Annotated in this window: 16 protein-coding genes; 6 read left to right on the plus strand and 10 right to left on the minus strand. The window is 67.9% G+C overall.

Translation table 11 applies throughout. From position 1 onward, the window contains the following. Positions 1 to 3: 3 nt before the first annotated feature. Positions 4 to 564, minus strand: a complete 561-nt coding sequence (locus tag LGY53_RS05705; protein ID WP_225725543.1) for a LysM peptidoglycan-binding domain-containing protein — start codon at positions 562 to 564, stop codon at positions 4 to 6. Positions 565 to 829: 265 nt separating this feature from the next. Between LGY53_RS05705 and LGY53_RS05710 the strand changes: the two genes are divergently transcribed. Further along, complete coding sequence (locus tag LGY53_RS05710) at positions 830 to 1,291, plus strand: hypothetical protein (protein ID WP_225725544.1); 462 nt, start codon at positions 830 to 832, stop codon at positions 1,289 to 1,291. Between the two features lie 345 nt (positions 1,292 to 1,636). Beyond that, positions 1,637 to 1,786, plus strand: coding sequence for a hypothetical protein (locus LGY53_RS05715; protein ID WP_225725545.1), 150 nt, complete (start codon positions 1,637 to 1,639; stop codon positions 1,784 to 1,786). Between the two features lie 59 nt (positions 1,787 to 1,845). Here LGY53_RS05715 and purH read toward each other — a convergent pair whose 3' ends face one another. The 5 genes from purH to LGY53_RS05740 all read right to left on the minus strand — a co-directional run bounded on the left by purH (position 1,846) and on the right by LGY53_RS05740 (position 9,874). After that, positions 1,846 to 3,420: a bifunctional phosphoribosylaminoimidazolecarboxamide formyltransferase/IMP cyclohydrolase gene (gene purH, locus LGY53_RS05720; protein ID WP_225725546.1), complete on the minus strand. Its 1,575-nt coding sequence runs from the start codon at positions 3,418 to 3,420 to the stop codon at positions 1,846 to 1,848. After that, positions 3,407 to 4,033 (minus strand): phosphoribosylglycinamide formyltransferase, encoded by a 627-nt coding sequence (gene purN, locus LGY53_RS05725; RefSeq protein WP_225725547.1) that lies wholly within the window; start codon positions 4,031 to 4,033, stop codon positions 3,407 to 3,409. The genes purH and purN overlap by 14 nt, the downstream gene beginning before the upstream one ends. Before the next feature lie 120 nt (positions 4,034 to 4,153). Continuing rightward, positions 4,154 to 5,683, minus strand: a complete 1,530-nt coding sequence (locus tag LGY53_RS05730) for a DUF6350 family protein (protein ID WP_225725548.1) — start codon at positions 5,681 to 5,683, stop codon at positions 4,154 to 4,156. A 53-nt stretch (positions 5,684 to 5,736) separates the two neighbouring features. Further along, positions 5,737 to 6,732 carry a DUF5336 domain-containing protein gene (locus tag LGY53_RS05735; protein ID WP_225725549.1) on the minus strand — a complete coding sequence of 332 codons (996 nt, stop codon included), beginning with the start codon at positions 6,730 to 6,732 and terminating at the stop codon, positions 5,737 to 5,739. Positions 6,733 to 6,940: 208 nt separating this feature from the next. Then, positions 6,941 to 9,874 (minus strand): BTAD domain-containing putative transcriptional regulator, encoded by a 2,934-nt coding sequence (locus tag LGY53_RS05740; protein WP_225725550.1) that lies wholly within the window; start codon positions 9,872 to 9,874, stop codon positions 6,941 to 6,943. A gap of 87 nt (positions 9,875 to 9,961) precedes the next feature. Here LGY53_RS05740 and LGY53_RS05745 point away from each other — a divergent pair, with 87 nt between their 5' ends. After that, on the plus strand, positions 9,962 to 10,912 hold the full coding sequence (locus LGY53_RS05745) for an undecaprenyl-diphosphate phosphatase (protein WP_255664940.1): 951 nt from the start codon (positions 9,962 to 9,964) through the stop codon (positions 10,910 to 10,912). A 252-nt stretch (positions 10,913 to 11,164) separates the two neighbouring features. Here LGY53_RS05745 and sucD read toward each other — a convergent pair whose 3' ends face one another. Both sucD and sucC read right to left on the minus strand, forming a co-directional pair. Then, positions 11,165 to 12,079: a succinate--CoA ligase subunit alpha gene (sucD, locus tag LGY53_RS05750; RefSeq protein ID WP_225725552.1), complete on the minus strand. Its 915-nt coding sequence runs from the start codon at positions 12,077 to 12,079 to the stop codon at positions 11,165 to 11,167. Between the two features lie 11 nt (positions 12,080 to 12,090). Continuing rightward, a complete protein-coding gene (gene sucC, locus LGY53_RS05755; protein ID WP_167478033.1) occupies positions 12,091 to 13,257 on the minus strand; it encodes an ADP-forming succinate--CoA ligase subunit beta in 1,167 nt (388 codons plus the stop codon). 526 nt (positions 13,258 to 13,783) lie between these two features. On the opposite strand from sucC, the gene LGY53_RS05760 reads away from it, so the two are divergent. The 3 genes from LGY53_RS05760 (at position 13,784) to LGY53_RS05770 (ending at position 17,483) form a co-directional block, all read left to right on the plus strand. Continuing rightward, a complete protein-coding gene (locus tag LGY53_RS05760; RefSeq protein WP_225725553.1) occupies positions 13,784 to 14,776 on the plus strand; it encodes a M23 family metallopeptidase in 993 nt (330 codons plus the stop codon). Between the two features lie 142 nt (positions 14,777 to 14,918). After that, positions 14,919 to 16,037 carry a M23 family metallopeptidase gene (locus LGY53_RS05765; protein WP_225725554.1) on the plus strand — a complete coding sequence of 373 codons (1,119 nt, stop codon included), beginning with the start codon at positions 14,919 to 14,921 and terminating at the stop codon, positions 16,035 to 16,037. 66 nt (positions 16,038 to 16,103) lie between these two features. After that, positions 16,104 to 17,483 (plus strand): DUF1731 domain-containing protein, encoded by a 1,380-nt coding sequence (locus LGY53_RS05770; RefSeq protein ID WP_225725555.1) that lies wholly within the window; start codon positions 16,104 to 16,106, stop codon positions 17,481 to 17,483. A 223-nt stretch (positions 17,484 to 17,706) separates the two neighbouring features. Here LGY53_RS05770 and LGY53_RS05775 read toward each other — a convergent pair whose 3' ends face one another. Continuing rightward, entirely contained in the window at positions 17,707 to 18,132 is a 426-nt protein-coding gene (locus LGY53_RS05775) for a hypothetical protein (protein WP_225725556.1), read from the minus strand. Between the two features lie 62 nt (positions 18,133 to 18,194). After that, on the minus strand, positions 18,195 to 20,684 hold the full coding sequence (pcrA, locus tag LGY53_RS05780) for a DNA helicase PcrA (RefSeq protein WP_225725557.1): 2,490 nt from the start codon (positions 20,682 to 20,684) through the stop codon (positions 18,195 to 18,197). Positions 20,685 to 20,819 lie beyond the last annotated feature (135 nt).

Genomic DNA, 20,819 nt, shown 5'->3' on the forward strand with positions numbered 1-20,819 from the left:
GGATTACGGGATGGTGAGCACCTGGCCGACATTGATCGCGTCCGGGTTGGCGATACCGCTGGCGTTCGCGATGTCCTGGTAGCGGTTGCCGTCACCGTAGAAGCGTTCGGCGATGGCCCAGAGGGTGTCGCCCGGCTCGACGGTGTAGGTCTGCGCGGCGGGCGGGGGCGGCGGCACCTCCTCGGCGGCGGGTGCGGCGGCCTGCTCCGGTTCCGGGGCGGGCAGCGGGTTGTCGGTGTTGGTGCCGGAGGCCCACAGCGCGCTGCCGTCCTTGCCGTAGAGCACCACGTTCCGGTCGGCCTGCACCTGCAGCCGGTCCACATCCTTGCCATTGGTCTCGGTGGACCAGGCGGCGCCATCGCCCTTGTAGAGCACGAAGTTGCCGTCCTCCTGCAGCACCGCCCGCTCCACGCCCTGATCGTGAGTTTGGGTGGCCCACACCACATTTCCGCTCGGTTCGGTCAGCACCAGATTGCCGTCCGGCTGCAGCGTCAGAGTGTACGCACCGCCGGTCAAGGACTGACCCGATTTCAGTTCTTCTCCTACGCGCAGCGTGTCGCCCACGTTCGTCCTTTCGAAGAGTTACTGTGCAGAACATCCGAGAGAGATCGATGCCGCCGGAGGAACCGTGGCGGGCATCAATTCCTAAGTTAACGCTCTCGCCGCCATTGCGGAGGGATTACGCGCAGGGTTCGCGGAAAGTTCACTGTGTGAGCCGCGTCGCCGTGTTGGCTTGGCGCACAAACCGGCCGGTGCCCGTGTGGGTTAGCTGGGAAGGCCGCGGCGGGCGACCAGTTCCGGTCCGCACCCACTCAACTAGGGTGAGCCCATGAATCGGAAGTCTTGCGTACGGGCCTCGGTGCTGCTCGCCGCCGCACTGCTCGGCCTCGCCACCGCGGCCTGTGGCGGTTCGGATAACGGTGCGGCACAGGCGAATACGAGCGCCAAACGCACTTCCGCGGCGAACACCCCGGTGCCGGAGACCAAGAGCTCGATCGGCCGCGAATTCACCGCCGACCCGACAATCGTTGGGGCACACCCGATCTCGTTCGAGTCGTGGCGCAAGGTGGCCGAGGACAAGATCGCGGTCAACTTCCAGGTCGGTGCGCCGGAATGCTACGGCGTCGACGCATCGGTGACCGAGACCGATAAGGCGGTCACCGTCGAATTGCGCTCGGGGACCCGCGCCGACGCGACCGGACGGATGTGCACCATGATCGCCGTCTTCGGGACGCTGGAGCTGCCGCTGAAGTCACCGCTGGGCAATCGGCAGGTGCTGAGCGCGGTGTAATCGCAACGGCACGGATTCGCCGACCGCATCGGCACGAGCCCGGTAGCTGCGGGGATGCGCGAGATCTTGACCGGTCCAACCGGATTCCAGGTCCGCTGTGCCATCACCCGAAGCCGCCCGGCGATGGCACCCGCGAGCCGATCAGGGGTCTGAACGGTCGGATTGTCGGCCCAGACGAACAGACCGGAACCGCGTTTGCGGTACTGCGGCTATCGGAAAATTCCGTACGGTCGGCACGAATTACCGTGCATCCCAAACTCTTCCGCGCACCTACCGCGTGCCGCCGGGACAACCCTGCGATACTCGCCCCACCCGATCCGCTCTGCCACTGGAAAGGTCATGCTCATGTCAGTGCTCGACAAGCTCAAGGGCCTGCTCAAGGGTCGCGAAGACACCGCCTCTGACACCGACGAGGCCGCCGAGACCCTCGAGGGCAATACCAAAAAAGCCGAAACCACCGCGGAACCCGAAACGCCGACGGCGCAGGACAACTGACCCAAGCGAATCGAGCCCGGCCGGAACTGCTTCCGGACCGGGCTCGACCTGTGATTACCTCAGTGCGCGAAGTGACGGGACCCGGTGAGATACAGCGTCACATTGGCCTCGCGGCAGAGATCGATCGTGTCCTTGTCCCGGATCGAGCCGCCCGGATGCACGATCGCGCGAACACCGGCGGAGATCAGGATCGCCGGGCCGTCGGAGAAGGGGAAGAAGGCGTCGGAGGCGGCCACCGCACCCTTGGCCCGGTCACCGGCGCGCTCGACCGCGAGCTTGCAGGAGTCGACCCGGTTCACCTGACCCATGCCGACGCCGACGGCGGCCCCGTCGGCGGCCAGCAGGATCGCGTTCGACTTCACAGCACGGCATGCGCGCCAAGCGAATTCGAGATCACGCAGGGTCGCCTCGTCGGCGGGTTCACCGACCGCCAGCGTCCAATCGGCCGCGCTGTCGCCATCGGCGTCCAGGATGTCCCGGTCCTGCAGCAGTACACCGCCGCTCACCGGGCGCAGCTCCGCGCCCTTGCGCTGTGCCGGTTCGGCGACGAGCACCCGCACGTTCTTCTTGCGCTGCAACACCTCCACCGCACCGTTCGCGTAGGACGGCGCGACGATCACCTCGGTGAAGATGTCGGCGACCTGTTCGGCCATCTCCACCGACACCTCGCGGTTGGCCGCGATCACACCGCCGTACGCGGACACCGGATCGGTGGCGTGCGCCTTGCGGTGCGCCTCGGCGATATCCGCGCCGATCGCGATCCCACACGGATTCGCATGCTTGATGACGGCGACGGCGGGCTCGTCGAAGTCGAATGCGGCCCGCCATGCCGCGTCGGCGTCGGTGTAGTTGTTGTACGACATTTCCTTGCCGTGCAACTGCTTTGCCTGTGCCAGACCGGCCGGCCCGGCCTCATTGGTGTAGAGCGCCGCGGCCTGGTGCGGGTTCTCGCCGTAGCGCAGCACCGAGCCGCGGTTCCAGGTGGCCCCGATCCAGGCCGGGAAACGCTGCGCCCCTTCGGGTTCCACCGCGGGCACCGCGACATTGGTCATCCAGCTGGCGACGGCCACATCGTAGGTGGCGGTGTGCTGGAAAGCCTTGGCGGCCAATGCCGTTCGTTCGGCCAGCGTGAAACCGCCCTGCTGCGCGGCCGCGAGCACCCGATCGTAGTCGCCGGTATCGACCACGACGGCCACCGAAGGATGGTTCTTGGCCGCGGCACGCACCATGGACGGACCGCCGATATCGATCTGCTCGACGCACTCATCGATCGACGCCCCGCTCGCCACGGTCTGGGTGAACGGGTAGAGGTTCACCACCACCAGTTGGAACGCCTCGACGCCCAGTTCGACGAGCTGATCGACGTGCTCCGCCTTCCTGGTGTCGGCGAGAATGCCCGCATGCACCCTCGGGTGCAACGTCTTGACCCGACCGTCGAGCGTCTCCGGGAAACCGGTCAGATCCTCGACCTTGGTGACCGGAATGCCCGCGTCGGCGATCCGGCTCGCGGTCGAACCGGTCGAGACGAGCTCGACACCCGCGGCATGCAGGCCGGTCGCCAGCTCGATCAGTCCGGTCTTGTCGTAGACACTGACCAGCGCCCGGCTGATGGGCTTGCGTTCAACTGTGCTCACGGGGAATAACTGCCTTTCGTCCGTCGGAGACAATGCCTCGCGTCGCGACGGCGGCGACAACCTCCGCCAGCAACCGTCGCTCGACAATCTTGATGCGCTCGTGCAGGGTCGCCTCGTCGTCATCGGGCAGCACCGGCACCGCCTCCTGCGCAAGGATGGGCCCGGTGTCGACACCCGCGTCCACCAGGTGCACCGTCGACCCGGTGACCCGCACGCCATAGGCGAGTGCGTCACGCACCCCGTGCGCGCCGGGGAAGGACGGCAGCAGCGCGGGATGGGTGTTGATGATCCGCCCGCCGAACTGATCCAGGAAGGACGGGCCGAGGATTTTCATGAACCCGGCCGAGACCACCAGATCGGGCGCGTGGTCCGCGACCGCCTTGGTCAGTGCCGCATCCCAGGCGGCACGATCGGGAAAGTCGTTGAGCGCCACCGTGAAATGCGGAATGCCCGCGGCCTCGGCGTGCGCGACGGCCTGGCAGGCCCGATCGACGCCGACCGCGACGATCCGCGCCGGATAGTCCGGCGCCGCGGCCGCGTCGAGCAACGCGCGCAGCAGCGACCCGGTGCCCGAGGCGAGCACGACGACGGTGGCCGGGGCCGCTGCGGGCACCCACTGGGCATGCGGGGTCAGCGCTCTACTCCTGCGTTGTAGGTCCGGAAGACGGCTGGACGAACCGCCGCGGTAGAGCCTAGTCGGCGCGATTGGACGGGCGTTCGGCGGTAGCCGGGGCTAGGCCTTGTGGTCGCCGCTCGGCAGATCGCCCTCGACCACCTCGGCGTCGACGATGTCGTGTGCGTCATCGGCGGATTTGGTTGCGCCGATGGCCATTTGCTCCTCGACGAGTTCGCCGTCCACCTCTACGTGCAGGTCGGGGCCGTCGTAGTCGGTGTAGCGCTCATCGTCGAAGTAGGGGTCGTCTTCGGGGTAGTCGCGATCGTCGTCGTAGTCGTCGCGTTCGTAGTCGTCGCGTTCGTAGTCGTCGTCTTCGTAGTCGTCGTCCGCGTATTCGTACGAGTCTGCAACGTACGGCGATTCGACCGGCACCACGAACCAGCGGGCGAACAGCAATCCGAGATAGCCGGGCACGGCGAGCAGCGCGAAGGTGAGCATCACGAAAAGCGGCAGTTCGACACCGATATGACCGAAGTTGCCGAGTTCGCCGCCCGCGATCGCGGCGAGCACGGTCAGCAGCAGCGTGGCCAATGCCGCGGAGGTCAGCGTCGCCCAAGGCGCGGTGGCCCGATCCTGCGAGGTGCGCCCGCAATCCAGACCGCCGAGCACGCCGACCGCGACCGGCGCCACCAGCAGCACCACCCACCAGCCCGCCGCCGGACCCTCCGGTACCGCGGCCAGCACCGGCACCGCCGGAATCGGCCCGCCGACAACGTCGAACAGCCCCACCGACGCCGCACCGAACTGCGCACCGGCACCGACCAACACTCCCGTGGCCAGCAGCACCACATTCGGCAGATAGGCGAGCGAGAGCACGCTCAACCCGATGAACCCGGCGGCATTGCCCGCGCCGCGGTAGGTCTCGCCGATGCGCGACCAGTGCGCGAGAAAGGAGAGCACGGTGATCGCGGTGGCGCAGGCCAGCAGCCGCGCCGCGGTGCGGCCCGCGGCGAATATCGCGGCGATCACCCACTCCGGCGGGCGCACCAGCGCGATCAACTCCGGCTTGCTGCGCCCGGCGATACCGGCGGCCGCCGCGACGAGATGCAGTCCGGCGACCCAGCCGAACGCCACGAGGGTGTGCGGCGGTTGCAGCGCGATGACCCCCGACGCGTCCTCGGCGACGGCCAGACAGACCGCGGTGATCAGCAGCGGCCCGCCGAGCGCCGCCCCGACGATCCAGCCCAGATCCGCCCGGGACGCCCCCGGCTCGACCGCCGCCGCGCATTCCCTGGCCACCAGCCAGAGCAGCAGCGCCGTCGCGAGCAACGGCAGCAGGCCCAGCGTCGTCTTCCCGATGACAAGCGGAACCTGATGTGCGGCAAGCCAACTCGCGGCGATCGCACCGGAGACGCCCGCCATGCCGCCACCCGAGGTGAGCAGCGTGACGAGCACCAGCACCGTGATGACGATCAACGCGTAGGCCGCGGGCCGCGCCGCGACCAGCAGCAGCACCTTGGCCCGCTCCGGGGTCAGCGACAGAAACCCGGCCTCGTCGGCCTCGGCGCCACGACCGCCACGCCCCGGATCAGGATCCCGGTGCGGCTCGGCGGCGCGGCGCACGAGCGAATTTCTGGGGGAGCTCATGACAATTCAGCGTGGCAGCTCCCCCGGCAGGCAGCGGGAGGCGCGCCGTTCTATTACTTGTTCTCGTCGGACGGCCGGAAGGTGTGCGTGGGGTCCGAGGACGGATCCGACGTCTTCTCCGAGCCGAACGGCTGGTTCGGCTGACTCGTCTGGCCGGCGGGCTGCGCCGAACTCTGTTGGCCCTGACCGAAATTCAGCGAACCGTATGGCTGCTGCTGCCCCGGCTGGGCGGCGCCGAAGTGCTGGGTGGCCGCCGCCTCCTGCTGACCGGTCTGCGATCCGCCGTACGGCGAAGGCTGTTGCGGCGCACCGTAACCCGCGGGCTGCTGGCCGTAGCCGGCGGGCTGGCCCTGGTACTGCTGGGTGGGCGGGGCGGCGTAACCCGCCTGCTGGCCCTGTCCGTACTGGGAGCCGTATCCGGATTGGCCGTACGACTGCTGCCCGTAGGGCGACTGACCCTGCTGGTAGGACTGCTGACCGAAGGCCTGCTGACCGTACTGCTGTCCGTAACCGCCCTGGCCGTATCCGGCGGGCTTGGGCGCCGGCGCGGCCAGCACCCCGGATTCGAACAGCACGACGGCCACCGCCAGCGCGGCCTGCACGAACAGCAGGAACAGCACGACGTAGGCGCCCCACTCCAGCTTGACGTTGTCGCCCAGCTTGAAGGACTGGAACAGCAGGCCGACGAACGCGGCGACGGACAGCGCCGCAGCCGCACCCGCCCACTGCTGCTTGGGCAGCATCGAGAGCCCGGCCAGCACGCCGGCCGCGAGCGCGACCGTCAGCAGCGGGGAACCGAATCCGATACCGCCGTCGAACAGGCTGACCGTCTTACTCGTGCGGACGACGGAGCTGGTCGCGTAGGGCAGGAAACCGAGCAGGAAGTTGATCACACCGAGCGCAAGGACGCCGATCGTCAGGAAGAAAGGCAAACCCTTACCGGCCGCGCTCGAACCGGCACTGGTACCACCCTGCTGAGCGAAGCTGGGCGGTGTTGCGGGCGTCGGCGCGGGTGCGTTGTACCCGGAGCCCCCGGTCGGGTATGACATGTCGTCGTCTCCTAGGTCGAAGTTCGTACATGGTCTTCACGGCGTGGATCTCTTCCTGACGCTACTGCACTCGTCGACTCAGGTCACCCTCGACCGACCGGCCGTTCCGCCACGGAAACGGCCGATGACCCGGCCGCAACCGCTGAGCGGACGAAGTTATCCACAAGTCGGCGATCTTCCCGCGGGCGATATCCACAGGGCGGGCGCTTCACCCTTCCGGGGTCAACCGATCCACGTAGCGGCGCCAGCCGAATCCCGTCGTCGCGCACTCGGTCCGCAATTGCGCGGCCAGCTCATCCGCCGCCTCGACCGCACCACGGGCACGCAGCAGCGTGACACGCACCGTGCGCGCCGCGAGTAGCGGAATCCCCTTGGCCTCTGCGACGAATTCGGTGAGCAGCCGCTGCGCCTCGTCCAGTTCGCCCTTCGCGATCAGCACGCCGGCGAGTTCCGCCCGCGCCATCCCGGACGCGTCTCCCTCGTGCGCATACGCGGCGCGACAATACGATTCGGCCGCGTCGAGCTGCCCTTCCGCGGCTGCGACACCCGCCCTGATCAGATCGTTCAGCGGCAGGATCTGCCGGTCGTCGAGTCGGCGCGCGTAGTAGTCGGACCGTTCGACGACGGACAGCGCCGTCGCGAAATCGCCCAGTTCGAGCAGCGCCCGCGCCTCATTGCTGAACCCGCGGGACAGCCCGTGCTCGTTGTCGTATGCCTTGTCAACCTCGATAGACCGCCGGTAGGCCGCGAGCGCGGCCGCGGCGTCGCCGGAGTAGAGCAGCGCGCTGCCCAGCGCGTCGGCGAACGATGAGGCCTGAGTTTCCCGGTCTGCCAAGCGTTCACCGAGCCGGAGATGGTCGATTCCGGAGCGCAGGCTGGCCCGTTCGATATCGATGATGCCCTGGTAGTAGCGCACGGTCTGGGCCAATTCCAGATCATCCAGCGGTTCGGCGAGTACGGCCGCGCGCGCCAGTTGTTCGGCCGCCGCGTCCAGATCACCTGCCATCAGGAGGTGAAAACCGTAGTGGCACAGGCCCTGTGACAGTTCCGCGGGCGCCAGATCAGGCACCTCGACCAGTACGGCGAAATGCCTGCACGCCTCGGCGAACCGGGCGCGGGCCAGCCACGGCACATGCATGGCGATCGCCAGCCGCAGACCTTCGGCCGCCCGCGGCGTACCCGGCGCATTCTCCAGCGCGGCAAGGATATTCGGCCATTCGGCGAATACCGCGGCCACCGCGTCGGCGGAGGTGGCGCCCGCGGTCGTTTCGGCCGTCTCCACCAGGTTCCGGCACCATTCGAGTTGGAACGCCCGCAGCCGTTCGGTCTCACCGGCCTCGGCGAGCCGGGCGAGCGAATAGTCGCGGACGGTTTCCAGCAGCGCGAAACGCTTTGCACCGCCGTCGGATTGGACCGTTATGAGACTGCGATTGACCAGATCCGCCAGTGCGGGCGCGATATCGCCGACGTCCAGATCCGCGCCGGGCAGCACCGCCTCGGCCGCCTCCAGGGTGCAGCCGCCCGCGAAGATGCCGAATCGGCGCAGGACCGTGCGCTCGCGCTCGGCGAGCAGTTCATAACTCCAGTCCAGCGCCACCCGCAGGCTGGTGTGCCGCCCGCCGCCCGCGTCCCGTGCGCCGCCGACCAGCAGCCGCACCCGATCATCGATGCGCTTGGCCACCTGGGAAATCGTCATGGCTCTGGTGAGACCGGCGGCGAGTTCGATGCCGAGCGGCAGCCAGTCGACGGCCGCGCAGATGTGCACCACATCATCGCGTTCGGCCGCGGTGAGCAAACCGCGCACCCCGGCGCGCTCGGCGAACAGCTCGACCGCGACCCCGCGCTCCAGCGGCCCGAGTGGATACACCGTCTCACCCGGGATCGGCAAGGACGACTGCGAGGTCACCAGGATGCTCGAACCCGTTGCGGCGCCGACTATTCCGGTCGCGGCATCGATGACGTGCTCGACATTGTCCAGCACCAGCAGCGGCGGCGTATGCGCGGCGGTGACATTCGGCGATCCGGCTCCGAGCGCCGCCGCGATCGCGGCCAACGGGTCGCCCGGATCCGCGGAATCGTCGAGCAGACCGGCGGATTCGAGCGCGGCGAGCACGGCGGGCGCGACATCCTGCGGCTTGGCCAGCGGCGCCAACTCGACGAACACCACCGGCCGCCCGGAAGCCGCCGCGGCACGGGCCAATTCGACGGCCAGCCGGGATTTGCCGCTGCCCGCCACCCCGGTCACCGTCGTCGGCCCCACCTTCGCGAGACGTGTTGTCAGCGTGGCGATTTCCCGGCTCCGCCCGAGGAACACGGTATCGGGAGCACCCACCACCGGCTCCGATACCAGCCCGGATTGCGTTGCGGCCGAGTTGTTTTCACCGCCCGAAATGATGGTTCGCGGTGGGTGCAGCGCCGGATCGTGGTCCAGGATGCGCGCCTCCAGCGCGGCGGTATCCGGCGACGGATCGACGCCGAGCTCGTCCGCGAGCGCGCGGCGCAACCTGGCCAGCCGATCCAGCGCATCCCCTTGCCGCCCAGCGCGATACAGCGCCAGCGCCAGCAGCCCGGACAGCTGTTCGTGCAGCGGATGTCTGGTCACCAACCCGCTCAACTCGGCGAGCACCTCACCGGCCGCGCCGAGCTCCAGATCGGCCGTCAAACCGGCGACCGTCAGCTGCAGCCGCCAATCGTCAAGGCGCTCACCCTCGGCCATCGCGAAGGGAATCGCCCGCAGATCGGCCAGCGCGTCACCGCGCCAGTTGGCCACGGATTCGCGCGCGGCCGCACGCACCGCGGCCAGATCCCCACTGCGGCGGGCGGCGTGCATTCGCTGCGCCGCCGACTCCGCCGCCCGCAGATCCGCGACCACCGCCGCCGTTCGATAACCCGCGGGCGTGCGCACGACGACATCCGCGTACGGGCCGAGCGTCGAGCGCAGGCGGGAAACCACCACGCGCAGCCGCTGCACCGGCCGCTCGATCTCGGCGCCCCACAGATCCTCGGCCAAACGCGCGTCCGGCACCGGAACCCCGTCGGCCAGCGCCAGCCGCACCAGCACAGCCCGCTCCAGCGGTCGATCGATCGCGACGGCCCGACCCTCGGCCCACACCTGCACCGGACCAAGTCCCAGCACGTCCACGATCACAGCATCGCACGCGGAAACGGCGCGCGCGGTTGCCTCGACCCGCCGCGCACGCGGCACGCGCGCATGCGAGGCTTTGTCACGATGCTGACCTACTTCCAAGCCGTCGTGATCGGCGCACTGCAAGGCGTAACCGAACTCTTTCCCATCTCCAGCCTTGGGCATTCGGTGCTGGTGCCCGCCTGGATCGGCGGGTCGTGGAGCGATCTGGTGACCCAGGGCGACTCCGACAAGGGCACCCCGTACCTGGCGTTCGTGGTCGGCCTACACGTGGCCACCGCGCTCGCGCTGCTCGGCTTCTACTGGCGCGACTGGGTCGACATCATCGTCGGCTTCGTCACCACGCTCCGCACCCGCCGCATCGAAACATCCAGTCAGCGCCTGGCCTGGCTGGTGATCCTGGCGACGGTCCCGGTCGGCGTGCTCGGACTCGCGCTGGAACATCCGCTGCGCACCCTGTTCGCGAAACCCCTTGCGGCGAGCATCTTTCTGACGCTCAACGGTTTCGTGCTCATCGCGGGTGAGGTGCTGCGCAGGCGCAGCCAGCCGACGCTGGCCGAATACGGCCGCGCCTTCGCCGAGGCCGAGGCGCGGGCCCAGTCCGCCCGGGGTCTGCCCGTGGGTCCCGAGCAGGAAAGCGAGGCCAGGCTGGCAAGGCTCACGGTGAAGGACGCGCTCGGCATCGGTTTCGCCCAGACGGGTGCGCTGTTCGCGGGTATCAGCCGTTCCGGCATGACCATGGTCGGCGGTCTGCTACGCGGACTCGACCACGAGGATTCCGCCAAATTCGCCTTCCTGCTGGCCACCCCGGTCATCCTGGCGGCGGGCGTGCTCAAGCTGCCGACGCTGGCCGGCCCGCAGGGTGACGGCATCCTCGGCCAGGTGCTGGTCGGGTCGATCGTCGCCGGCGTGGCCGCCTGGCTCGCGGTGAAGTTCCTCGAGCGCTACTTCAAATCCAACTCGCTGCTGCCCTTCGCGGCGTACTGCCTCATCGCCGGGCTCGCCTCGGTCGTCCGGTTCACCATCTTCAACTGAACCGGGTCGGCCGCCGTTTCGTGTCCTCTTACGGAGACGAATGGACGCGAATGGCTTGTCAGGACGCTCGGTTTCCGCCCCGGCTGAGATCCCCCTGCCTCGGCCGGGGCCATGCTGCCCGAACCGAGCGGCCGCAATAACGAAGGCCGCCTCCCTAGCGAACCAGGAAGGCGGCCTTCGTCTTTCGCGCGAACAGATCAGGCCCGCCTCGTCCCCGCCGCCACCCTCAACGGAGACGCTGCGCGTCGCTGATCAGACCTCTATGGAGGCCTTCTCCAGGATCTCGCGGGCCAGCGCGGCGGTCTCGGACGGCGTCTTGCCGACCTTCACGCCCGCGGCCTCCAGCGCATCCTTCTTCGCCTGGGCGGTACCCGCCGAGCCGGACACGATGGCGCCCGCATGGCCCATGGTCTTGCCCTCGGGGGCGGTGAAACCCGCGACGTAGCCGACGACCGGCTTGGTGACGTTGGCCTTGATGTAGGCCGCGGCCCGCTCCTCTGCGTCGCCGCCGATCTCGCCGATCATCACGATCAGCTTGGTCTCCGGATCCTTCTCGAACGCCTCGATGGCGTCGATGTGGGTGGTGCCGATGACCGGGTCACCGCCGATGCCGATGGCGGTGGAGAAGCCGAAATCACGCAGCTCGTACATCATCTGGTAGGTCAGGGTGCCGGACTTCGACACCAGGCCGACCGGACCCTTGCCGGTGATGTTGGCCGGGGTGATGCCGACCAGCGACTCGCCGGGGGTGATGATGCCGGGGCAGTTCGGGCCGATGATGCGGGTCTTGTTGCCCTTCTCCACGTTGTAGGCCCACGCGTAGGCGGTGTCCTGCACCGGGATGCCCTCGGTGATGACCACGAGCAGCGGGATCTCCGCGTCGATGGCCTCGATGATGGCGTCCTTGGCGAACTTCGGCGGCACGAAGGCGATGGAGACGTCGGCGCCGGTCTCTTTGATGGCCTCGGCGACGCTACCGAATACGGGCAGCTCGACCGCGGCGCCATCCTTGTCGGTGTGCGACACGGTGGTGCCCGCCTTGCGCGCGTTGACACCGCCGACCACCTGGGTGCCCGCCTTCAACATCAGCGCGGTGTGCTTGGTGCCCTCGCCACCGGTGATGCCCTGGACGATGACCTTAGAGTCCTTGTTGAGGAAGATAGACATTTCCGGATTCCTTACTTGGCCGCTGCCAGTTCGGCGGCCTTGTCGGCGCCTTCGTCCATTGTCTTCGCCAGGGTGACCAGCGGGTGCGCGGCGTCGGCGAGGATCTTGCGGCCCTCGTCGACCCGGTTGCCGTCGAGACGGACGACCAGCGGCTTGGTCGCGGAGTCACCGAGGATCTCCAGCGCCTTCACGATGCCGTTGGCGACCGCGTCACAGGCGGTGATACCACCGAACACATTGACGAACACGCTCTTGACCTGCGCGTCGCCCAGGATGACGTCCAGACCAGCGGCCATCACCTCGGCCGAGGCGCCGCCGCCGATGTCGAGGAAGTTGGCCGGCTTGACGCCGCCGTGGTTCTCACCGGCGTAGGCGACCACGTCCAGGGTGGACATGACCAGGCCCGCGCCGTTGCCGATGATGCCGACCTGACCGTCCAGCTTGACGTAGTTGAGGTCGTTCTCCTTGGCCTTGAGCTCTAGCGGATCGGTGGCGTCGATATCCGCGAAGGCCTCGTGCTCGGGGTGCCGGAAGGCGGCGTTCTCGTCCAGGGTGACCTTGCCGTCCAGCGCGAGGATCTCGTTGTCCGGGGTGCGGACCAGCGGGTTCACCTCGACCAGGGTGGCGTCTTCGGCGATGAACACCTCCCACAGCTTCTGGATGGTCACGGCGGCCGCGTCGAGCACGTCGGCGGGCAGATGGCCCTGCTCGGCGATCGAGCGGGCGAAGGCCAGATCGACACCCTTGACGGCGTCGACCGGAACCTTGGCCAGCCGCTCCGGCTTGGTGGCGGCGACCTCTTCGATCTCCATACCGCCCTCGACCGAGCACATGGCCAGGTAGGTCCGGTTCGAGCGGTCGAGCAGGAAGGAGATGTAGTACTCCTCCGCGATGTCCTTCGCCTCGGCAACCAGGATCTTCTTGGTGATGTGACCCTTGATGTCCAGACCGATGATGTTCTGCGCGTGCGTGAACGCGTCCTCCGGGGTGGCCGCGTACTTGACGCCACCCGCCTTGCCGCGGCCACCGGCCTTCACCTGGGCCTTGATCATCACCGGCTTGCCGATTTCCGCCGCGATGGCGCGGGCGTCGTCGGCCGTATCCGTGACGCGGCCCTCGGACGAAGGCACTCCGTGCTTAACGAAGAGCTCCTTCGCCTGATATTCGAAGAGATCCATGTACTCACCGTCTCGTCTGCGTTGTGATGACAACGTCTTTGTTGGCGGCCCGACGTCGGAAGCGGGTCGGGTCGGACTCTAACCAGTCACATGGATGGCCCAACGGCCACATACATCCTAAGTGGCGCAGGTCACGGGCAGATATGCGCGTCCGGAAAAGCGCTGGCCAACGCTACTGACGAGTAGGTTGCCCACGGCACGGCAGGTAGAGCCGCTCCGGCCGAGCACGCGCCCGCCTACTACATTCTGTCGTCGAAAAGGTGCGAGCGAGTGCCCGACGAAACGTGGAGTATTCCGATCCGTTACGGTGATCAATCTCACATGTTTGGACAGAAGGCGCGGACCGCTTGCAGACCCTGCAATCGTTTCGTTACCGTTGTTGCGGTCGATGTCACAGCCAGGTCACGACTAGGAGGACGGCAAGCTTGATGCAGCATCCCGCTCCGCAGGCCAAGAGCCGTGCCCGTGGTGACCGCATGACATTCGTTACCCCCCTTATCGCCGAGCCGATCACGTGGCGACTCCGATGAACCATCGCGCGGCCGGTTCACAGACTTCATTACGCCCCACCCCCTCGTGGTCCGCGAACGAGCCGTGGGAGTCGGGCGACGAGCGCTGGCATCACACGGCGGATACCTGGGCCGACACCGGCGAGTGGGCCGACACCGGTGCCTGGTCGGTACCCGATTCCTGGGCCGCCGAGGAGGCGTTGCCCGCCGAGGAGACCGAACGGCCCCGCAAGTCCGCGCCCGTCGTCATCCCGGGCCGTCGTCCGGCACGCCGCGGTGGTGCGCACCGGATGCCCGCCCCACCCGCCGCCCTGAAGGGCCGCGCGGCAGTGGCCGCCGTCGCCGCGGGCGCCTTCGTCGCCGCGGGCCAGGCCGCGATGGCCACCACCGGAGAACCGGCCGCCGCCGCGGCCGACTACCAGGCCGAGGGCCAGGTACACGAGATCGCCAACCAGTCGATGAGCGTCGACGATCCGTCCGCGAGCGCGATATCGCCGCAGGTACTCACCGTCGCATCGCCGACGAACCTGAACCAGTTCAACGACATCCTGCAGAAGGGCCAGAAATACGCCCAGGACCTCGCCGCCAAGGAGGCGGCGAAGCTCAGGCCGCTCTTCACCCGGTTCGCGGAGGGCACCTTCACCTCGGGCTTCGGCGCCCGCTGGGGTGTACAGCATCTCGGCGTCGACGTCGCGGCGCCCATCGGCACGCCGATCCACGCCGTCGCCGACGGCACGGTGATCGAAGCGGGCCCCGCCGCGGGTTTCGGCATGTGGGTGCGGCTGCTGCACGACGACGGCACCGTCACCGTCTACGGGCATGTCGACACCACAACGGTGTCGCAGGGGCAGCGCGTGCTGGCGGGCGATCAGATCGCCACCGTCGGCAACCGCGGCTTCTCCACCGGCCCGCACTGTCATTTCGAGGTCTGGCTGCACGGCAGGGACAAGGTCGACCCGCTGCCGTGGCTGGCGACCAGGGGCATCAGCTTAGGACCTGAACGAGCTTGATACGCAAGGGATTTCCAGTAGATTACCGGCGGAGGACAACGTGGTCCGATGCCTCGAAAAACCACTAGCCACACGGGTGCCCGGACCGGAGGACGAACAGTTCCATGCACGTTGAGAAGCCCGAAGGCGCCCGGTTACGTCCATGAGCAGAGCACGCGCGCGTCGTTCCGAAGGCAAAGCCATCCCGGTTCAAGATCTCATCAACAACCTTCAGCAGTCGTCCGGATACGACGGTGGATACGACCGCTTCGATGCGGACGATTTCGGTTGGTCGGCGAATGACTCCTGGTCACAAGCGGATTCATACGACACCGAGTACGTCGAGCAGGACTATGGCGCCCCATTCGAGCCGAATTCGCCTGCTGCCCATCATGATTCGCACAACCAGGATTTCGGCTGGGAATCCGATCAATGGTGGGCCCCGCAGGGTGATTACCCGCCGCGCCCGGTCGAACCGGCCGCCGAACCCGTGGTCGCCACGCCGATCGTCCCGGCACGCAAGACTCAGCAGCGCAAGCCGCGCCGCGGTGGTGCGCACCGGCTTCCCGCACCGCCCGCCGCGCTGAAGGGCCGCGCCGCGGTGGTCGCCGTCGCCGCGGGCGCGGTCGTCGCGGCCGGGCAGAACGCCTTCGCCAGCATCGACAAACCGGCGGCCAATACCGTCGAATTCCAGGCCGTCGGCCAGGCGCAGGCGCTGCCCGGCGCACCCGATCCGGCGGCCACGCCGGGGCAGAATCCGGAAGCGCCCCAACTGCTTTCCGACTCGGGGCCCGCCAACGTCGGCCAGTTCAACGATATGCTCGACAACGGCGCCGCCTTCGCCCAAGAACTCGCGGCGAAGGCCGAGGCCCAGTGGCGTCCGCTATTCGTGAAGTTCACCTCCGGCACCTTCACCTCCGGCTACGGTGCCCGGTGGGGCGTCCTACATCCGGGTGTCGATGTCGCGGCCCCCATCGGCACCCCGATCGTCGCCGTCGAGGACGGCACCGTGATCGATGCGGGGCCGGCCGAAGGATTCGGCATGTGGGTGCGCGTACTCGGTGACGACGGCACCATCACCGTCTACGGCCACGTCAACACGGCCACCGTATCGGTCGGCCAACATGTGACGGCGGGCGATCAGATCGCCACCGTCGGCAACCGCGGCGAATCCACCGGCCCGCACTGCCATTTCGAGGTCTGGCTCAACGGCACCAACCGCATCGACCCGCTCCCCTGGCTTGCCACCCGCGGCATCAGCCTCGGCCCAGAACGCGACTGAACCCACTCAGGTGTGGTGATCAAGGGCACGCTTCCCGGGTTCGGGACGGGGGGATAGCTTTTGGGTATGGCAAGTACAACGTCGTACACCCAATTCATCGCGTTGCCGCCGGAAGCTGTTTGGGGGGTGCTCGGGGATCTGCGGCGATGGCCCGAATGGAATCCCGGCGTCGACTCGGTGCGGTTGCGCGGGCCGATGGAGCCGGGCACCAAGGGTGACTATCTGCCTAGGGGGCGGATTATCGGAACGATGCACGGACGGACCGCGCCGCCGTTCGTGCTCACCGCGATGCGTCCCGGATGCGAGCTGACCATCGAACAGCCGGAACCCGTTGGGCGCATGCGGCTTTCGTGGACGCTGACACCGCGCGACGGCGGCACCGAACTCACCCAGCGGCTCACCTTCAGCGGACCGTCCGCGCCCGCCATGCGCGGCATCGTCGCCGGGCTGCTGGAACACGACGCCCGAGTCTGCTTCGCCCGACTGGCTCTGCTGGCCGGAATCGAACCCGCCGCGGACGGGTTGACCGTCGTAATCGCCGGTGGCACTGGAGCATTGGGCAAACACGTGGCAGCGGATCTGACCTGTCGCGGGCCGCGGGTGAAAATCCTCACTCGACGTCCCGATCCGGCCCTGCCGTTCGAACAGATCCGGTGGGATGGCAGGAAGGTCGGCGATTGGGTTGACGCCCTGCGCAATTCAGGGCCCACCGCACTGCTCAATCTGGCGGGCAAACTGGTCGACTGCCGACCCACCGAACGCAATATCGCCGAATTGCGCAGCAGCCGAGTGGATTCCACCCGCGCCCTGGTCGAGGCCGCGGCGACGCTCGACCGGCCGATCGAATACTGGGTGCAGGCCAGCACCACCGCGATATGGTCGGATGCGGGCGAAATCCGGTGCACCGAAACAACTCCGCTGCCTGTCGGGCTGCCGCAGATGACCGGCGTCGCGGAACCGTGGGAGCGAGCGTTCGACGATGCCGAGGCCGCGCATCGAACCGTGTTGCGCACCTCGATCGTGCTCGACGCCCAGGCGCCCGCGCTGAAACGCCTGTGCCAGTTGACGAAAGCGGGTCTCGGCGGCCGGGTCGGCAGCGGTACGCAGTGGTTCAGCTGGATCCACGTCGAGGACTGGCTCGCCATCGTGCGCGCCGCACTCGGCCTCGACCCCCGAGTGTCGCTGCCGGACGGAATCGTCGTCGCCGCAACCGATTTCCCGGTCCGCAACCACGAACTGATGACCGTGCTGCGCAGGCGCCTGCACCGACCACCCGCCCCGCCGACACCGGAATCAGTGCTGAAGATCGGCGCGGTCCTCCTGCGCACCGACCCGGCACTCGGCTTGACCGGACGGCACGCGACCTCCGAAGTCCTGCGGAAAGCCGGTTTCGTCTTCCAGTACCCGACGCTGGACGAAGCACTGAGCGACCTCCTACCACGCTGAACGCAGCACAATCGTCCGGTGCGCGTCGCCGCCTGCGCACCAAATAGCTTCCCGCGCAGGCTATTAGCTGAAAGTTACGCGGGAACAGCGCTAGCGCCCGTCCTCGAAGTCCGGCCGGATGCATCCGCGTCGCCTGGCAAGGTGGAGGAGCCGATACCGGGGTTGTATCGGCGACAACGCGGCCAGACCGCGGAGGCGCCGGATGAGACTTTGCGGATAGGCGCTAGGGAGCGGCGACGATGGCGAGGCCGATCAGGGCGACGACCTTGGCCAGTTCCAGGGCGATGTACCAGTAGTGCGCGTGCGAGCGCGGCAGTTCCTCCCCGGCGAGGACCCGATCGGAACGGCGGGTGAGCGGCGGTCGGACGAACAGGATTTGGGCGGCCAGGATCGCGGCGGCGATGACGAGCCAAATCCACACGGCCGCACCGGATCCGGCCACGGCGGCGGCCGCGAGCAGCAGCACGGCGAGCACCACCTCGACCGTGTTCAGCGCACGGAACACCAAGCGCCCGATGCCGAGCCCGAGTGCCAGCGTGACGCCCGGCGCACGGAATTTCAGCGGCGCTTCCAGGAAAGAGATGGCCAGCACCATGCCGAGCCAGAGCATCGGCAGGAACCAGAGGAGGTGTAACGCCAACGTCTTCACCTCCGCGACCATACCGACGCATCGGGTGTCTCGTCAGAGGGCCAATGGCCTCCGCACGGCCCCTACAACTTCACCAACGTCCGGCTGTACTGCGGGATCAACCGGATCTTCCCGGCCGTACCGAAATCGATGGTCACCGTCGCCAGCGGACCGAATCCCTCGGCGGCGATCACCCGGCCGAGACCGTATTTGTCGTCGCTGACCCGATCGCCCACGGCGAGCACCAGATTCGTGTTGTTGCGGGTGACGCCGCCGGGCGCCGGGCGGCGCGGGCCGCGATCGCGCAGGCCGGGGCGCTGCTCGGACCAGCCGTCGCCGCGGGTCCAATCGCGGTCCAGGTCGTCGCCCTCGGAGCGCTTGCGGATGCCGCGGCCCGAGGGTGAGCCGGCCGGTTCGAGGCGTCGCCAGTCCATCAGGTGCCCCGGAATCTCCTGCAGGAAGCGGGATTCCGGATTCGAGACGGGTTGCCCCCAGCCGGAGCGAATCACCGCGCGGGTCAGGTAGAGCCGCTGACGGGCGCGGGTGATGCCGACGTAGGCGAGGCGGCGTTCCTCCGCCAGCTCGGTGGGGTCGCCGAGCGCCCGCATATGCGGGAACTGGCCGTCCTCCCAGCCGGTGACGAAGACGACCGGGAATTCCAGGCCCTTCGCGGTGTGCAGGGTCATCATCGTGACGACGCCCGCGTCGTCATCGGGCAGCTGGTCGGAATCGGCGACCAGCGAAACCCGCTCCAGGAAGGCGGCGAGTGAGCCGGGATCCGGTTCGCCATCGGCGGCCTCCGGCAGTAGCCCCTCGGCCCGCGCGGCCTCCGCGTTGTTATGCGCTTCGGAGCTGAATTCCCTTGCGACGCTGACCAATTCGTTCAGGTTGTCGAGCCGGGCGCCGTCCTGCGGATCGTCGGAGCTCTCCAGTTCGGCGCGGTAGCCGGTGCGCTCGAGCACCGCCTCCACCACATTGCCGAGATCCGGATAGGCCGAATCCTCCTGCGCCCCGGCGGCTCTGATCTCGTCGAGCAGGTCGAGGAATCCCGCGATGGCGCGCTGCGCCCTGGTGTTCAGCAGTGCGACCTTGCCGTCGGTCGCATCGCGCAGGGCCGCCGCGAAGCCGATGCCGCGCTGTTCGGCGTGCACCGCGACACATGCCTCGGCGCGGTCGCCGATGCCGCGGCGCGGGGTGTTCAGGATGCGCCGCAGGCTCACCTGATCCTCCGGGTTATCGAGAACCCGCAGGTAGGCGACGATATCGCGCACCTCTTTGCGCTCGTAGAACCGCACGCCGCCGACGACCTTGTACGGCAGGCCCATCCGGATGAAGATCTCCTCCAGCGCGCGGGAGTTGTTGTTGGTGCGGTAGAACACCGCGACATCGCCGTAGTTGGCGTCGCCCTGGTCTACCAGGCGGTCGATTTCCCGCGCCACGAACGAGGCCTCGTCGTGTTCGTTGTCGGCGACGTAGCCGACGATCAACTCACCCTCGCCGGAATCGGTCCAGAGCTTCTTGTCCCTGCGGTTCTCGTTGCGCGCGATGACCGCGTTCGCGGCCGAGAGGATGTGTTGGGTGGAGCGGTAATTCTGTTCCAGCAGAATGGTTTCCGCATCCGGGAAGTCGCGTTCGAACTCCTCGATATTGCGGATGGTCGCGCCGCGGAAGGCGTAGATGGACTGGTCGGCGTCGCCGACGACGCACAGTTCGCTCGGCTCCACCTCACTTCCTTCGGTGTGATGGCCGACCAATTCCCGCACCAGGACGTACTGGGCATGGTTGGTGTCCTGGTACTCGTCCACCAGCACGTGCCGGAAGCGGCGGCGGTAGTACTCGGCCACCTGGGGATGGTTCTGCAGCAGCGCGACCGTCTCGCCGATGAGATCGTCGAAATCGAGGGCGTTGGCCGCGCGTAGCCGCCGCTGGTATTCGGTGTAGACGCGGGCCACCAGCGCGGGCAGTTCGGTGTCGTCGGATTCCGCGTCGGCGCTCGCCTGTTCCGGACCAATCAGTTCGTTCTTCAGATTGGAAATCGCGGTCGACAGCAATCGCGCGGAATATTTCTTGACATCGATGTCGAAATCGCGGCTGATCATGGTGAGCAACCGGCGGGAATCATCGGCGTCGTAGATGGAGAAATTGGAATTCAGCCCCGGCAACAACGCGGCTTGCATGCGCAGGATGCGCACACAGCTGGAGTGGAAGGTGGACACCCACATGTTGTTGGCGCGCGGGCCGACCAGCCCGATGACCCGCTCGCGCATCTCGGCGGCGGCCTTGTTGGTAAAGGTGATCGCCAGCACCTGGCCGGGCGTCACCCCGCGCGCGGCGAGCAGATAGGCGATGCGCCGGGTGAGCACCGCCGTCTTACCCGAACCCGCGCCCGCCACGATGAGCAGGGGCGCACCGGTGTGCACCACGGCCGCACGCTGCTGCGGATTGAGACCGTCGAGCAACCGCGCGGCCTCTTCGGCGCGGCGCTGTTCCCGCTCGGCGCGACGCTGCGCGATCTCCGCGGCGTATGCGTCGTCGGCCTGGGGTTGCGTCTTGGGAGCCACCGTGATGTCCATCGCCCATCCACGCTACCGGCGGGCACCGACAGAGATGAAGTCCCATCCGGCGGATTGCGGCGCGGCGAACGGAACGTGAACTGCCCCCGGTGGACCCGGCCTGGCACAATGCCGTTCTCAGCAGATTTCTAAATA

The organism is Nocardia sp. JCM 34519.1 (genome assembly GCF_020361265.1).
Classification (GTDB): domain Bacteria; phylum Actinomycetota; class Actinomycetes; order Mycobacteriales; family Mycobacteriaceae; genus Nocardia; species Nocardia arthritidis_A.

What these genes read in the sequence shown, in the direction of transcription:
- LGY53_RS05745 (WP_255664940.1), top strand. Translation starts at nt 9,962, where the DNA reads ATGCTGACCTACTTCCAAGCCGTCGTGATCGGCGCACTGCAAGGCGTA.
- sucD (WP_225725552.1), bottom strand. Translation starts at nt 12,079, where the DNA reads ATGTCTATCTTCCTCAACAAGGACTCTAAGGTCATCGTCCAGGGCATC.
- LGY53_RS05730 (WP_225725548.1), bottom strand. Translation starts at nt 5,683, where the DNA reads ATGAGCTCCCCCAGAAATTCGCTCGTGCGCCGCGCCGCCGAGCCGCAC.
- LGY53_RS05770 (WP_225725555.1), top strand. Translation starts at nt 16,104, where the DNA reads ATGGCAAGTACAACGTCGTACACCCAATTCATCGCGTTGCCGCCGGAA.
- LGY53_RS05715 (WP_225725545.1), top strand. Translation starts at nt 1,637, where the DNA reads ATGTCAGTGCTCGACAAGCTCAAGGGCCTGCTCAAGGGTCGCGAAGAC.
- sucC (WP_167478033.1), bottom strand. Translation starts at nt 13,257, where the DNA reads ATGGATCTCTTCGAATATCAGGCGAAGGAGCTCTTCGTTAAGCACGGA.
- LGY53_RS05765 (WP_225725554.1), top strand. Translation starts at nt 14,919, where the DNA reads ATGAGCAGAGCACGCGCGCGTCGTTCCGAAGGCAAAGCCATCCCGGTT.
- pcrA (WP_225725557.1), bottom strand. Translation starts at nt 20,684, where the DNA reads ATGGACATCACGGTGGCTCCCAAGACGCAACCCCAGGCCGACGACGCA.
- LGY53_RS05710 (WP_225725544.1), top strand. Translation starts at nt 830, where the DNA reads ATGAATCGGAAGTCTTGCGTACGGGCCTCGGTGCTGCTCGCCGCCGCA.
- LGY53_RS05735 (WP_225725549.1), bottom strand. Translation starts at nt 6,732, where the DNA reads ATGTCATACCCGACCGGGGGCTCCGGGTACAACGCACCCGCGCCGACG.
- LGY53_RS05760 (WP_225725553.1), top strand. Translation starts at nt 13,784, where the DNA reads ATGAACCATCGCGCGGCCGGTTCACAGACTTCATTACGCCCCACCCCC.